Origin of the sequence: uncultured Allobosea sp. (genome assembly GCF_945956895.1) — a bacterium.
GTDB lineage: Bacteria > Pseudomonadota > Alphaproteobacteria > Rhizobiales > Beijerinckiaceae > Allobosea.
In genome coordinates, this window is the sequence record NZ_CAMFJF010000021.1 from 33,240 (window position 1) to 45,274 (window position 12,035).

Here is a 12,035-nt window from a genome sequence, read left to right on the forward strand (position 1 = left end):
TGACGGGCGGATGGAACTGCGAGGGCGCCAGGTGACCCCCGCCGATCTCGTCATCCGCGACGCCGAAGCCGCCGATCTCCCGGCGGTCAGGGCGCTTTTGGTCGAGACCTGGCACGCTACCTATGACGGGATCTATGGCTGGCAGCGCGTCGCCGAGATCACCAATGCCTGGCACTCCCTGGAGAACCTCAGGGCTCAGCTCGGCCGCGACGAGGGCATCTTCCTGGTCGCGCTGGTCGGCGAGGAGATCGTCGCGACGGCTTCCGCCCGGCAGGAGCGTGACGGCGCGGCGCTGCTGACACGGCTCTATGTCCTGCCGAACCGGCAGGGCGTCGGCATCGGCCGCACGCTACTGCAGGTCGTGCTCGCCTGCTTTCCGGAGGCGCCGGTGGCGCGGCTCGAGGTCGAGAGCCAGAACGAGCCGGCCATCGCCTTCTACGAGCGCATGGGCTTCTTCCTGCAGCGGCAGGCGCGCTTCGACGGGCGCGATGACACGCCCAACACGCTGCTGATGGCGAAGCGGCTGTTCGTCGTATGAAGACCTATGACGTGATCCCATTCGGTGAACGGCAGTTCCTGCTTCGCTTTTCGCCGGTCACGGACTTCCTGGAACAGTTTCACCCCCAACAATATTACGCGACCGCCTGCAAGATCGTGCTCTCGGACGGTCATGCGAGCCTGCACGATTGTATCGTTCGGAGAGAACGCAAGCCAAATTTTGCCAACGTGTTGGTCGACGACGCCTATGTCTTGGTGAAGTCAGGTCTCGTCGCGGAGGCGCTTTATTCCGCGACCTATCACATGACGCATATCGGCAAGGTGATCAGCGAGGCTGATGCCATAGCTTGGAGAAAGGATCCGTGGTCGCCGGGTCCTGACATTGCTAGCAAAATGAAGAAGCCTGCCGATGATCGCTTTGAACAATGACATGATCCGTATGCGTCCGGCCCAGCGTGAGGACGTGCCGCGCGTCGCCGAACTCATCATGCATGGTGCATCGGTGCAGAAGCGCACGCCCGATGAGATCGCGGCCGAGGCGCAGGATCCGGTCTATCTCGAGGCCTTCGAGACAATCGCGGCCAATCCCTACAACACGCTCTTCGTCGCCGAACTGGAGGGCAAGGTGGTCGGCACCTACCAGATCACCATCCTGCCGGGCATGGCCGAACGCGGGCGCATTCGCGCCAAGATCGAGAGCGTCCATGTCGCACCTGAGACCCGTGGGCGGGGCATCGGCGCGATCATGATGCGCCATGCGATCGGCTTTGCGGCGGAGAAGGGCGTCGGCCTTCTCGAATTGACCTCGCACAAGGCCAGGCCCGACGCGCATCGTTTCTATAACAGCCTCGGCTTCGTGCAGAGCCACGAGGGCTTCAAGATGGCGCTCTCGCCGTGAACTGTTCCTTATGAGGCGAAGACCCTCATCGTCATCCCGGATCTCCGCTTCGCTCCGTCCGGGATGACGCGCTTGCGAGGCAACGCAGTGAGGCTGAGGAAGGGGCGCCTTCAGGGCATGGCTCGTCGCGCCGAAAGCGGACCTCAGCCCCTTCCGGGGCTTTCGGAGGCTTCCTAGGTTTCGGGGCGAGGCCTCCCGCCTGAAAGGAAGCGACCGATGTCCGAAGTCCCCGCCAAGCCGATCGACCTGTACTACTGGCCGACGCCGAACGGCTTCAAGATCACCATCATGCTCGAAGAGACCGGGCTGCCTTACACCATCGTTCCGGTGAATATCGGCAAGGGCGACCAGTTCAAGCCGGACTTCCTGGCGATCTCCCCGAACAACCGCATGCCGGCAATCGTTGATCCCAACGGGCCGGACGGCAAGCCGATCTCGATCTTCGAATCCGGCGCGATCCTGCAATATCTCGGCCGAAAGACCGGAAAATTCTATCCGAAGGACGAGCGCAGCCGCGTCGAAGTCGACGAATGGCTGTTCTGGCAGATGGGTGGCTTCGGCCCGATGCTCGGCCAGACCCATCATTTCCGCCTCTACGCGCCGGAGAAGGTGCCCTACGCGATCGAGCGCTACACCAACGAGGCTAACCGCCTCTACGGCGTGCTGAACAAGCGCCTCGAAGGCCGCGACTATATCTGCGGCGACTACTCGATCGCCGATATGGCCTGCATCGGCTGGGCCCGCGGCTGGGAGCGGCAGGGCCAGGACCTCAAGCAATTCCCGAATGTCGCGCGCTGGCTGGAGACGATGCTGGCGCGGCCTGCCGTGTTGCGCGGCATCAAGGTCGGCGAGGAACTGCGCAACCCCGCCGGTATCAGCACGCCCGAGGAGAAGGCGATCCTCTTCGGGCAGAAGGCGCGCTGAGCGCACACTGGCACCATGGGCACTGCGTCATGGTCGGGCTTGTCCCGACCATCCACGTCTTCGCTGGTCGGGTCTGGTGTTCAAGACGTGGATGCTCGCCACAAGGGCGAGCATGACGTCGAGCCTCAATTCATCCGGTTCCATTTCACCGAGCGGCAGATCAACCCGCCCATGACGCAGCCGGCGGTGGTCAGCGTGCTGCCCGAGAGCGTCATCGTGCCCGAATAGGTCTTGCCATCCTCGGGGTTGAAGGCGCTGCCGCTCCACTTGTTCGCGCCGTTCGGCTTCATGTCGTAGAAGATGCGCTGGCCGACCTTGGCCGGGCCTTTCTCGTCCTTGAGCCAGGACAGCGAGCCGCAGAGCGCGTCGCCGCATTTCGTGAAGCGTACGCGCGAGGCGCCGGTGTCGCGCTCCCAGGTGCCGACGGCTTCCTGTGCCGCCGCGCCCGCGACGCTCGCCAGCAGTCCGAGCGCGGCGAAGGCCGCAAGCTTCGATCCGGTTCCGTGATGCATCCGATCCTCCCGTATTCGACCAGCTATGTCTGCATGGTTCAGATATGAACCATATCCGGGATTGGGTCGGCCTCCAAACTGCCGCAACGGAAGAGGTTTCCGCCGCTTCCGCTTCGCAAGGTGAATCCATCCTCAATGCATGGCGAGCTGACGTAAGATCAGGGGGTTGTAATCATTGCGATTTTCGCGATTCCGAGATGAATCCTTCGTTGATTTAACCGGGTGATTACGTCTCGTTGAGACTCGGTTCATCTCGAAATTTAGGGAGCATTTTAAAGATCGGATCCACTCTCGCACCCATCGACCGGGGCCTTCGGACGGGTGGCCGGTGCAACGACAAGAGGGTGGTTTGTCATGGCACGCATGGAGATGAGCGCTGTTCCCGCTTCGCTGGTGATCCCGGCGGAAGTGTCGGCGGAAGCCTATTACGAACTCGGCCTGATGCATGCTTCGGGGCGGGCAGGGGCCGTCGATCTGGTCAAGGCGCAGATGTGGTTCAACGTCGCCTTTGCCCGCGGTTGCGCCCGGGCCGCGGTGCATCGTCAGGAACTGGCGCTCGAAATGAAGCGCGACGAGATCGCTTTGGCGCTGCGTGAGGCGCGCGCCTTTCTGACGCGGCACTGAAGCTGCGCTCGGGATCTGGAAGCTGGCGCCCCTGCGGCGCTGTTCAGAATGCCCCGATGCCGCCTGAGGGCGGGGGCTGGTTGCCCCTGCGATCCCCGGTGATGGAAGCGGGCGTTACGGACAAGATTTCACAAAGCAGCGCCAGGCAGCTGGCGAAGGCGAGACCAATGAGCAGCATAGGCAGGCTCCTTGTCGTCAACGCCTCAATCTAACATCGACTTGATCTGCCGGTTTATCGATTCTGGGCATGACGGCCCTGCGCACGAGCCTTGTGGGGTGCGAAGGCGGCAGCTATAAGCGCGCCGCATTTCCCTTTTCCGTACCCCTTCCAAGGATCGATCGATGGCTGTCCAGCGTACCTTCTCCATTCTCAAGCCCGACGCGACGAAGCGCAACCTCACCGGCGCGGTCAACGCGGTCTTCGAGAAGGCTGGCCTGCGCATCGTCGCGCAGAAGCGCATCCAGATGACCAAGGCCCAGGCCGAGACCTTCTATGCCGTGCACGCGGCTCGTCCGTTCTTCGGCGAGCTCGTCGAGTTCATGACCTCCGGCCCGGTCGTCGTGCAGGTCCTGGAAGGCGAGGACGCCATCGCCAAGCACCGCGAAGTGATGGGCGCCACCAACCCGGCCAACGCTGCCGAGGGCACCGTCCGCAAGCTCTTCGCCCTCTCGGTCGGCGAGAACACCGTGCATGGTTCGGACGCTCCGGAGACCGCCGCGATCGAGATCGCGCAGTTCTTCTCGGGCAACGAGATCGTCGGCTGATTTCAGCCATCTGCTGAACAAGCGAAAGGCGGGCCGGTTTCCGGCCCGCCTTTTCTTTTTGCGGATTACCTGGCCGCGGCAGGGGGATGTTCCCGCCGCGGCGTTGCTGCTCCTCAGAGCCCGAAGGAGTAGTTCGTTCCCGTATCGAACGAATAGCTCGCCGACAGGCCGAAGGTGAACGAATCGCGGGAGCCGAACGGCCTGACGATTGCGGAGCGCGTGGCGTCGCCCACGAGGCGCTTGTACTCGACATAGGCCGTGGTCTTGAGCTGGTCAGACCAGTTATAGGTCACCTGCGCCAGGGCGCCATAGCTGTGCACGCCGGCATTGAAACGCTGCAGCAGGCCGCCCGTGCCGGGCATCGCGCCGCCGGTACCGAAATAGGTCCGGATATAGTCGGCAGAGGCGATCCGCATGCGCGGGCCGATGCCGAGCGTCCAGGTGCCGACGGTCGAGAAGGCGTCGAGCTTGAAGTCGGCGACGACGCCGTCATGCGCGACGATGCCACGCCGCACGTCGACGCGGCCGCGCAGCCAGGAGGTTGGGTAGAACTCGACGAAGCCGCCGGCTTCGGCGCCGAATTTGGTTGCGGGCACCGCGACGAGGGCCGGGTTGACCTTGGCGCTACGCTTCCAGAGCAGGTCGCCCGAGAAGCCGATGCGCCAGCCCTGGCCCGAGAAGACGCCGATGCTGAGCATCGCGTCATCCTCGGCGCTCCACCAGGTGCTCTTCAGGCCCTTGCCGAGCGAGATGATCGGGCGCGCCCGGAAAACGTAATCGTCCGAGCCCGTATAATCGGGTTGATAGCGCACGCCGGCGCCCAGCGTGAGGTACCAGTTCTGAGCCGGCTGGGGCGAGGTCAGGGTCGAGTAATCCCGCGACTGGGCCTGGGCTTGGCCGGGCAGAGACAGGACGAGGCAGGTCGCAAGACCGGCCAGATACGCAACGCAACGCATGATCCAGAACTCCGACGCAATGGCGTCTTCGATAGGCGATGCCCGCAATCTGGCGGACGAGGTTTAATGCGCGGTTAAGGTTCCCATTTCGTTATCTTCTGCGTTTTCAAGCGGTTGATCTCCCGAATCTTTTGCTCGGTGCAAGGGAGCGGGCAAAGGCTGCGTCTGGGAAACGGCGCATCCGGCTGCGCCGGTTTCAGCGACCAGGGAGAACTTCGGCCTCGGTTGGGGAGCCCTCGGGGTCGATGAATTCGAGGATCGCCTGCGAGAAAGCCAGTATGGCGGCTTCCCGATTCTCCCTGCACATCGCCCGCGCGATATGGATGAAGTCGTCCGGGACGATCTGAGCCACGACCCTGGAGTTGCCGCGCCCCGACGCAATTGCGCCGCTGACGGTCAGGCCGCTTCTCCTGGCACCGTCGGGGTGTCTTCCGACCCACGCGCCATGGTCAATTCGAACCTTGCCTTCGTACTGCCAACGGCCGCCACCTTGCAGGGGCGCCCGCCACAGCTGGCTGTGTTCGCTCATGATTTCACCTTCGGCTTTGGTCCGGTCACCTCATGAAGCAGTTCAGCGACGAAAGCCATATCGGCGCCGGAAACGTGCCGTTGCCGGCTCAGGCGGCCGAGGAGGGCGAGATGAGAACCCGCGGCTGATCGCTTCGAATACCGCGCGTTAATCGATGGCGGGGAGAATGATCGCGCGGCCAGAGACGTCGGCCGAAGGAGTTCTCAGGAGGGACGGCGATGATGGAATTGGCGATCCTCTGGTTACTCTGTGCGGCCGTGTTCCTGGAGTTGGCGGAGCGCGCCCCCGAGGTCGACTAGCCGTCGCCCAGGATCGGCCGGGCCGCCTGTATGTTGCGGCAGGCGCACCGCCCATGAAATCGGCTGTCCTGCCGCTGCAGACCTCTTGACCTGCGGCCCGCTCTATGGCCATGCCGGAGCACGGGCTCGGCATCGTGATCTTCGCTGCGCTCCGTTCTCGAAGGGCAGGCGGAATCATGAAGATGCGGCGGATGGGTGCGGTCGTTCTGGCCGGTGGACTGTCGATTCTGGCGAGCGTCTCGGCCTATGCCGCGAGCAGCTCGACGACCTTGCCGCCGCCGGACCCGACGGCGAAGAACCTCACCCCCTACATGATCCAGCTGCGCGCCTTCGATGCCTGCCTCGTCACGCAGTCGCAATTGATGGGCACGACGCGTGAAGCGGTCCACACCCCCTGCAGCTGCTACGCCAAGGGCACGGTCAACGCGATGACCAAGGACGAGATCCAGGCCTTCCGCGACACCGGCTATTTCAACGACACGGCCCGCCAGAAGGGCCTGCAGTTCATCGATCAGTGCAAGCTGAAGCGCCCGTTCTGAGCGGCGCGCCGGCTTTCTCACTCTCGTAAAATACGCGGGTCATCCCGGGCGACCGGGGGGGACCCGGGGCCCATGCCCGAAGCCTTCCGGCATGGATCCCGAGTCTTCGCTTTGCTGCGCCGGGATGAGCCTTTCGTATGCCGGCGATGCTTTCGCCTCTGGCCTTGCTGCTGACAGACTCCTGACAGAAGCTGTCAGCGCGGTTGAGCCATTCTGCCGCAGGTCCAATCCTCGCCCGTTCGATCGTTCCGGTCGAACGGCATGGCTATTGGACCGGGAGACGAGTGGGGAGACGCCGCCGTGCAGCGCGCTGAACGATTGCTCGACATGATCCAGAGCCTGCGTCGCCGCAGGCGCCCCGTGACTGCCGAGACGCTGGCCTCCGAGCTCGACGTCTCCGTGCGCACGGTTTATCGCGACATCGGCGCGCTGGTGCGTCAGGGCGTGCCCGTGCGCGGCGAGGCCGGCATCGGCTATGTGCTCGATGCAGGTTTCGACCTGCCGCCGCTGATGTTGTCACCTGACGAGATCGAAGCCGTGCTGGTCGGCATGCGCTGGCTGAGCGAGCGGGCCGACCCCGTGCTCGCGCGTGCCGCCGAGGATGTCGTCAGCAAGGTGGCGGCGGTGCTGCCGCCGCATCTGCGGCCGATCCTGCTCGATGGCGCCTTGTTCGCGGCGTCCCATCCCGGGGATGTGCAGGCCGATCAGGTCGATGTCGCGGCCGTGCGCGCTGCCATCCGCAACGGCCGCAAGCTCTCGATCCACTACAGCGACGAGAGCGGCCATGCCACGCAGCGCATGATCTGGCCGATCGGCATGACCTTCTACGAGCGCGTCCGTATCGTCATCGCCTGGTGCGAGCTCCGGCAGGCTTTCCGCCATTTCCGCACCGACCGCCTGACGGGCCTCGTCGCGCTGGAGGAGCGCTATCCCGCCCGCCGAGCCGATCTCTTCCGCCGCTGGCAGAAGGAGGAAGAGCGCGCGAAGGAGGAGTGGGAGCGCTGCAAGCGCGAGGGCGATGCCGCTGCTCAGCCGCGGATGACGGCGCCGCCTTCGAGCTTGGCACGACCGGAGGCGACCTCCGCCAGAGCCGCCGGATAGAGCTTGTGCTCTTCGACGAGGACGCGCTTCGCCAGCGTCTCCTCGTCATCGCCGGGCAGGACCGGCACCTTCGCTTGCAGGATCACCGGGCCGGCATCGAGCTCCGGCACGACGAAATGCACCGAGCAGCCATGCTCGGCAACGCCCGCTTCCAGCGCCTGACGGTGCGTATGCGTGCCCTTGAACAACGGCAGCAGCGAGGGGTGGATATTGATCATCCGCCCTTCCCAGCGCGCCACGAACCAGGGCGTCAGGATGCGCATGAAGCCGGCGAGCACGAGCAGGTCGATCTGGTTGACCCGCAGCACCTCGTCCACCGCCCGCTCGAAGGCTTCGCGATCCCTACCGAAGGGGCGATGGTCGACTGTCGCCGTGGCGATGCCGAAACCGCGCGCCCGGTCGAGCCCGACGACATCGGGAATGTTCGAGATGACCAGCGCGATCTGCGCCGGATAGCCCGGCGCCTGTGCCGCTTCCGCCAGCGAGACCATGTTGGAGCCGCGCCCGGAAATCAGCACCCCGACGCGCTTGCGGGGAGGGATGGCGCTCACAGCGAGAGCTTGCCGCGATAGCTGACCTGCTCCTCAGCCGCAGCGACCGGCACGATCTCGCCGAGCCTCACCGGAGCCTCTCCGGCTGCCTTCAGCGCGGCGAGCACCTCGTCCGCCTTGTTGGCTTCGGCCGCGACGATCATGCCGATGCCGCAGTTGAAGGTGCGCAGCATCTCGCGTTCCGCGACGCCGCCAACCTTGGCGAGCCAGCCGAACACCGCCGGAACCGGGATCGCCGGCAGATCGAGCGCGACACCGAGTCCTTCGGGCAGCACGCGCGGAATATTGTCGGGGAAGCCGCCGCCGGTGATATGCGCCAGCGCCTTGATGCCGCCGGTCGCCTTCAGCGCCTGCAGCAGCGGCTTCACATAGATGCGGGTCGGCTCCAGCAGTGCTTCGGCAAGGCTCTTTTCGGGAGCGAAGGGAGCGGGCGCCTCCCAGCCGAGGCCGCTGAGCGCGACGATGCGGCGGACCAGCGAATAGCCGTTCGAATGCACGCCGGAGGAGGGCAGGCCGAACACGACGTCGCCGGGCTTCAGGTCCTCGCGCGGCAACAGCGTGCCGCGTTCGGCGGCACCGACCGCGAATCCGGCGAGATCGTAGTCTTTTTCGGCATACATGCCGGGCATCTCGGCGGTCTCGCCGCCGATCAGCGCGCAGCCGGCCTGGCGGCAGCCATCGGCGATGCCGCGCACGATCTCGACGCCGACCTTCGGGTCGAGCTTGCCGGTGGCGTAATAGTCGAGGAAGAGCAGCGGCTCGGCGCCCTGCACGATCAGGTCGTTGACGCACATCGCGACGAGGTCGATGCCGATCGTCGAATGCAGCCCGCTCTCGATCGCGATCTTCACCTTGGTGCCGACGCCGTCATTGGCCGCGACCAGGATCGGGTCCTTGAAGCCGGCGGCCTTGAGGTCGAACAACCCGCCGAAGCCGCCGATCTCGGCATCCGCGCCAGGCCGGCGCGTCGCACGCACCAGCGGCTTGATCTCGTCGACCATGGCATTGCCGGCGTCGATGTCGACACCTGCCTGCGCATAGGTCAGTCCGTTTGCGCCGGGCTTGCTCATTGCGTTTCGCCTTCCTTGCGTGCTCGCGGGAGCGATAGGCAAGCGCGCCCGCCGTGGCAAGGCGTTTGGGCGGTTTTATCGACTTCTCACCAACCTGCGCCGTCATCCCGGACGCAGCGAAGCGAAGACCCGGGATCCATGCCTGAGCGTTGTCGAAAGAGGTTCGGGCATGGATCCCGGATCAGCGCGGCTTCGCCGCTTGTCCGGGATGACCGCGCCGGAAAGTGAAATTGTGGCGCCCGCACCTCTGGCGTCGTGTCCTGCATTGGGCAAAGCTCTCCGCCATGACGATCCCCAACCTGATCACCATCGGCCGCCTGTTTCTGGTGCCGTTGGTCATCGTCATGATCGTCGGTGCGAACTGGGATGCGGCCTTCATCCTCTTCGTCGTTGCCGGCATCTCGGATGCCGTCGACGGGTTCCTCGCCAAGCGCTGCGGCATGGCGAGCGAGCTGGGAGCATGGCTCGATCCCGTGGCCGACAAGGCCCTGATCGTCTCGATCTACATCACGCTCGCCGTCGTCGGCGCGGTCCCGGTCTGGCTCGTCGTGCTCGTCGTCGCGCGCGACCTGATGATCGTCGCGGCCGTGATCCTGTCCTGGCTGCTCGACAAGCCGCTGACGATCGCGCCGATCGTCGTCAGCAAGCTCAACACCGCCGCGCAGATCGGCTTCGCCGCGCTGGCTTTGGGTTCGCGCGCCTTCGGCATCGAACTTGGCTCCGTCGCGCTGGCCTGTGAACTCCTCGTCGCTCTGTTGACGGTCGCCTCGATGACGGCCTATCTCGCCTTCTGGCTGCGCCATATGGCAGGTTGACAGGACTTTATCGGCCATTGCGGCTTGGAGTCGCGGGGCCTGATGCACATCTGACAGGTCCTGCCGGCCGTGAGACGCGAGAGAGGCTGATCGATGACGTTGCAGCGCCAGATCGGCTTCTGGGTCGGCTCCCTTCTAGTCTTCATTCTGTTCCTGGTGGTCCTGCGGGACGTCCTGCTGCCCTTCATCGCAGCGCTGGCGCTGGCCTATCTGCTCGACCCGCTGGCCGACAGGCTGGAGCGCTGGGGCATGAGCCGGCTGGTGGCGACGATCGTGATCCTCTTCGTCTTCCTGCTCGCCTTCGTGCTGGCGTTGGTCTTGCTGGCGCCTCTGCTCGGCCACCAGCTCGTCGGGCTCGTCGCGCGCCTGCCGGGAGACGCGGCCAAGCTCCAGGCGCTGGTGCTGGAGAAGGGAGCGCCATGGCTCGAACGCTTTGGCGCCTCCGATCTCACCAAGGACGCTCAGAGCTCGCTCGGCAATCTCGTCGGCGACGGCATGAAATGGGTCGGCGGTCTGCTGCAATCGCTCTGGAGCGGCGGTACCGCCATCGTCGGCGTATTCTCGCTGCTGGTGCTGACGCCGGTCATCGCCTTCTACCTGCTGGTCGACTGGGACCGGATGGTCGCGACCGTCGACAGCTGGCTGCCGCGCGACCATCGCGATACCATCCGTAGCCTGCTGCACGAGATGGACATGGCAATCGCCGGCTTCCTGCGCGGGCAGGCGCTTGTCTGCGTGCTGCTCGGCGGTTTCTACGCCATCGGCCTCAGTGTCATCGGCGTCAATTTCGGCGCGCTGATCGGCATCATCTCCGGCTTCCTCTCCTTCATCCCCTATGTCGGCTCGCTGACCGGGCTCGTGCTCTCGGTCGGCGTCGCGACGGTGCAGTTCTGGCCGGACTGGACCTGGCCGCTGGCGACGCTCGGGGTCTTCCTTGCCGGGCAGTTCCTCGAAGGAAACATCTTCCAGCCGAAATTCGTCGGCGACTCCATCGGCGTGCACCCGGTCTGGCTGATGTTCGCGCTGCTCGCCTTCGGTTCGCTGTTCGGCTTCGTCGGCCTGCTGCTGGCGGTACCGCTTGCCGCCGTCATCGGCGTGCTCTGCCGCTTCGCGCTCCGGCAGTACCTCGCCAGCAATCTCTATCGCGGCATCCATCCGAACCCTGTGAAGGTCGATGTGACGATCGATATCGAGCGCTGAATCATCGATGTCCGAGTTGCCCCCGCGCCCGCGCCAGCTTGCCTTCGACCTGCCGGTCGACAGCCGCCATGGCGTCGAGGATTTCCTCGTCGGTGCTTCCAACGAGGCCGCCTACGGCCTGATCGAGCGCTGGCCGGCCTGGCCCGAGGCCTGGCTGCGGCTTACGGGTCCGGAAGGTGCCGGCAAGACCCATCTTGCCGCCATCTGGGCCCGCTCCGCCCATGCCTGGACGATCCCCGCCAGGGAGCTGAGCGAGGCGCAGGTGCCGCATCTCGTCTCCGGTGGCGCGCTGGTGATCGAGGATTGCGATGCGGGCGCCCTCGATGAGCATGCCTTGTTCCACCTGATGAACGCGATCAAGGCGCGCGGCGGCTTCCTGCTGCTGACTGCAAGGCGCCCGCCCGATCTCTGGGGGCTGGGCGTGCCGGACCTGCTCTCGCGTTTGAGGCTTGCCCCCGCCGCGACGATCGAGCCGCCGGATGACGGGCTGCTCAAGGCGCTTCTCGTCAAGCTCTTCATCGATCGCCAGCTCGTGGTCGACATCGCCGTGATCGACGCCCTCGCCATGCGGATGGAGCGCTCCTTCGCCGCCGCGCGCCAGGTGGTCGACCGGCTCGACAAACTCGCGCTTGAGCGCGGCCGGCGGGTGACGCGCCCATTGGTGCAGGAGGCCCTGGCGGAACTCTTCCCGCAGGATGCGGGTTGAACCAGGCCGTCTCTGCGCGGGCCGCATTCCTCAAATCATGTCGCTTGT

General features: G+C 65.2%; 16 protein-coding genes. 11 read left to right on the plus strand and 5 right to left on the minus strand.

Annotated elements, in window-relative coordinates; genetic code table 11:
• Positions 1-31 precede the first annotated feature (31 nt).
• From Q0Q02_RS13490 to Q0Q02_RS13505, 4 genes are all read left to right on the plus strand, one after another.
• A complete protein-coding gene (locus Q0Q02_RS13490) occupies positions 32-538 on the plus strand; it encodes a GNAT family N-acetyltransferase (protein ID WP_293810194.1) in 507 nt (168 codons plus the stop codon).
• On the plus strand, positions 535-927 hold the full coding sequence (locus Q0Q02_RS13495; protein WP_293810196.1) for a hypothetical protein: 393 nt from the start codon (positions 535-537) through the stop codon (positions 925-927). Before Q0Q02_RS13490 ends, Q0Q02_RS13495 begins: the two co-directional genes overlap by 4 nt.
• A gap of 1 nt (position 928) precedes the next feature.
• A complete protein-coding gene (locus Q0Q02_RS13500; RefSeq protein WP_293810198.1) occupies positions 929-1,396 on the plus strand; it encodes a GNAT family N-acetyltransferase in 468 nt (155 codons plus the stop codon).
• Between the two features lie 216 nt (positions 1,397-1,612).
• Complete coding sequence (locus Q0Q02_RS13505) at positions 1,613-2,320, plus strand: glutathione S-transferase N-terminal domain-containing protein (RefSeq protein ID WP_293810200.1); 708 nt, start codon at positions 1,613-1,615, stop codon at positions 2,318-2,320.
• A gap of 125 nt (positions 2,321-2,445) precedes the next feature.
• Here Q0Q02_RS13505 and Q0Q02_RS13510 read toward each other — a convergent pair whose 3' ends face one another.
• The gene (locus tag Q0Q02_RS13510; protein WP_293810202.1) at positions 2,446-2,832 is read right to left on the minus strand and encodes a DUF2147 domain-containing protein; all 387 of its coding nucleotides are present in this window, start codon (positions 2,830-2,832) and stop codon (positions 2,446-2,448) included.
• A 354-nt stretch (positions 2,833-3,186) separates the two neighbouring features.
• On the opposite strand from Q0Q02_RS13510, the gene Q0Q02_RS13515 reads away from it, so the two are divergent.
• The gene (locus Q0Q02_RS13515; RefSeq protein WP_293810204.1) at positions 3,187-3,456 is read left to right on the plus strand and encodes a hypothetical protein; all 270 of its coding nucleotides are present in this window, start codon (positions 3,187-3,189) and stop codon (positions 3,454-3,456) included.
• 342 nt (positions 3,457-3,798) lie between these two features.
• Positions 3,799-4,221 (plus strand): nucleoside-diphosphate kinase, encoded by a 423-nt coding sequence (gene ndk, locus Q0Q02_RS13520; protein ID WP_293810206.1) that lies wholly within the window; start codon positions 3,799-3,801, stop codon positions 4,219-4,221.
• A gap of 113 nt (positions 4,222-4,334) precedes the next feature.
• On the opposite strand, the gene Q0Q02_RS13525 is transcribed toward ndk, so the two are convergent.
• Positions 4,335-5,177: a MipA/OmpV family protein gene (locus Q0Q02_RS13525; protein ID WP_293810208.1), complete on the minus strand. Its 843-nt coding sequence runs from the start codon at positions 5,175-5,177 to the stop codon at positions 4,335-4,337.
• Positions 5,178-5,373: 196 nt separating this feature from the next.
• Positions 5,374-5,706, minus strand: coding sequence for a hypothetical protein (locus Q0Q02_RS13530; RefSeq protein ID WP_293810209.1), 333 nt, complete (start codon positions 5,704-5,706; stop codon positions 5,374-5,376).
• 490 nt (positions 5,707-6,196) lie between these two features.
• Here Q0Q02_RS13530 and Q0Q02_RS13535 point away from each other — a divergent pair, with 490 nt between their 5' ends.
• Positions 6,197-6,544, plus strand: a complete 348-nt coding sequence (locus Q0Q02_RS13535; protein WP_293810211.1) for a hypothetical protein — start codon at positions 6,197-6,199, stop codon at positions 6,542-6,544.
• 300 nt (positions 6,545-6,844) lie between these two features.
• Entirely contained in the window at positions 6,845-7,645 is an 801-nt protein-coding gene (locus Q0Q02_RS13540; protein ID WP_293810213.1) for a YafY family protein, read from the plus strand.
• Here Q0Q02_RS13540 and purN read toward each other — a convergent pair.
• Together purN and purM are read right to left on the minus strand one after the other, a co-directional pair.
• Complete coding sequence (gene purN / locus Q0Q02_RS13545; RefSeq protein WP_293810215.1) at positions 7,573-8,196, minus strand: phosphoribosylglycinamide formyltransferase; 624 nt, start codon at positions 8,194-8,196, stop codon at positions 7,573-7,575. The genes Q0Q02_RS13540 and purN overlap by 73 nt on opposite strands.
• Positions 8,193-9,266, minus strand: a complete 1,074-nt coding sequence (gene purM, locus Q0Q02_RS13550) for a phosphoribosylformylglycinamidine cyclo-ligase (RefSeq protein ID WP_293810217.1) — start codon at positions 9,264-9,266, stop codon at positions 8,193-8,195. Before purM ends, purN begins: the two co-directional genes overlap by 4 nt.
• A gap of 284 nt (positions 9,267-9,550) precedes the next feature.
• Between purM and Q0Q02_RS13555 the strand changes: the two genes are divergently transcribed.
• The 3 genes from Q0Q02_RS13555 (at position 9,551) to Q0Q02_RS13565 (ending at position 11,987) form a co-directional block, all read left to right on the plus strand.
• Entirely contained in the window at positions 9,551-10,081 is a 531-nt protein-coding gene (locus Q0Q02_RS13555) for a CDP-alcohol phosphatidyltransferase family protein (RefSeq protein ID WP_293810219.1), read from the plus strand.
• 93 nt (positions 10,082-10,174) lie between these two features.
• Positions 10,175-11,281 (plus strand): AI-2E family transporter, encoded by a 1,107-nt coding sequence (locus Q0Q02_RS13560; protein WP_293810221.1) that lies wholly within the window; start codon positions 10,175-10,177, stop codon positions 11,279-11,281.
• A 7-nt stretch (positions 11,282-11,288) separates the two neighbouring features.
• Positions 11,289-11,987, plus strand: a complete 699-nt coding sequence (locus Q0Q02_RS13565) for a hypothetical protein (protein ID WP_293810223.1) — start codon at positions 11,289-11,291, stop codon at positions 11,985-11,987.
• The last annotated feature ends 48 nt before the right edge of the window (positions 11,988-12,035 follow it).

Excerpts from the sequence above, each read along its gene's own strand:
- Q0Q02_RS13495 (WP_293810196.1), top strand. The coding sequence starts at position 535 with ATGAAGACCTATGACGTGATCCCATTCGGTGAACGGCAGTTCCTGCTT.
- Q0Q02_RS13500 (WP_293810198.1), top strand. The coding sequence starts at position 929 with ATGATCCGTATGCGTCCGGCCCAGCGTGAGGACGTGCCGCGCGTCGCC.
- Q0Q02_RS13505 (WP_293810200.1), top strand. The coding sequence starts at position 1,613 with ATGTCCGAAGTCCCCGCCAAGCCGATCGACCTGTACTACTGGCCGACG.
- Q0Q02_RS13510 (WP_293810202.1), bottom strand. The coding sequence starts at position 2,832 with ATGCATCACGGAACCGGATCGAAGCTTGCGGCCTTCGCCGCGCTCGGA.
- Q0Q02_RS13515 (WP_293810204.1), top strand. The coding sequence starts at position 3,187 with ATGGCACGCATGGAGATGAGCGCTGTTCCCGCTTCGCTGGTGATCCCG.
- ndk (WP_293810206.1), top strand. The coding sequence starts at position 3,799 with ATGGCTGTCCAGCGTACCTTCTCCATTCTCAAGCCCGACGCGACGAAG.
- Q0Q02_RS13525 (WP_293810208.1), bottom strand. The coding sequence starts at position 5,177 with ATGCGTTGCGTTGCGTATCTGGCCGGTCTTGCGACCTGCCTCGTCCTG.
- Q0Q02_RS13530 (WP_293810209.1), bottom strand. The coding sequence starts at position 5,706 with ATGAGCGAACACAGCCAGCTGTGGCGGGCGCCCCTGCAAGGTGGCGGC.
- Q0Q02_RS13535 (WP_293810211.1), top strand. The coding sequence starts at position 6,197 with ATGGGTGCGGTCGTTCTGGCCGGTGGACTGTCGATTCTGGCGAGCGTC.
- purM (WP_293810217.1), bottom strand. The coding sequence starts at position 9,266 with ATGAGCAAGCCCGGCGCAAACGGACTGACCTATGCGCAGGCAGGTGTC.
- Q0Q02_RS13555 (WP_293810219.1), top strand. The coding sequence starts at position 9,551 with ATGACGATCCCCAACCTGATCACCATCGGCCGCCTGTTTCTGGTGCCG.
- Q0Q02_RS13560 (WP_293810221.1), top strand. The coding sequence starts at position 10,175 with ATGACGTTGCAGCGCCAGATCGGCTTCTGGGTCGGCTCCCTTCTAGTC.
- Q0Q02_RS13565 (WP_293810223.1), top strand. The coding sequence starts at position 11,289 with ATGTCCGAGTTGCCCCCGCGCCCGCGCCAGCTTGCCTTCGACCTGCCG.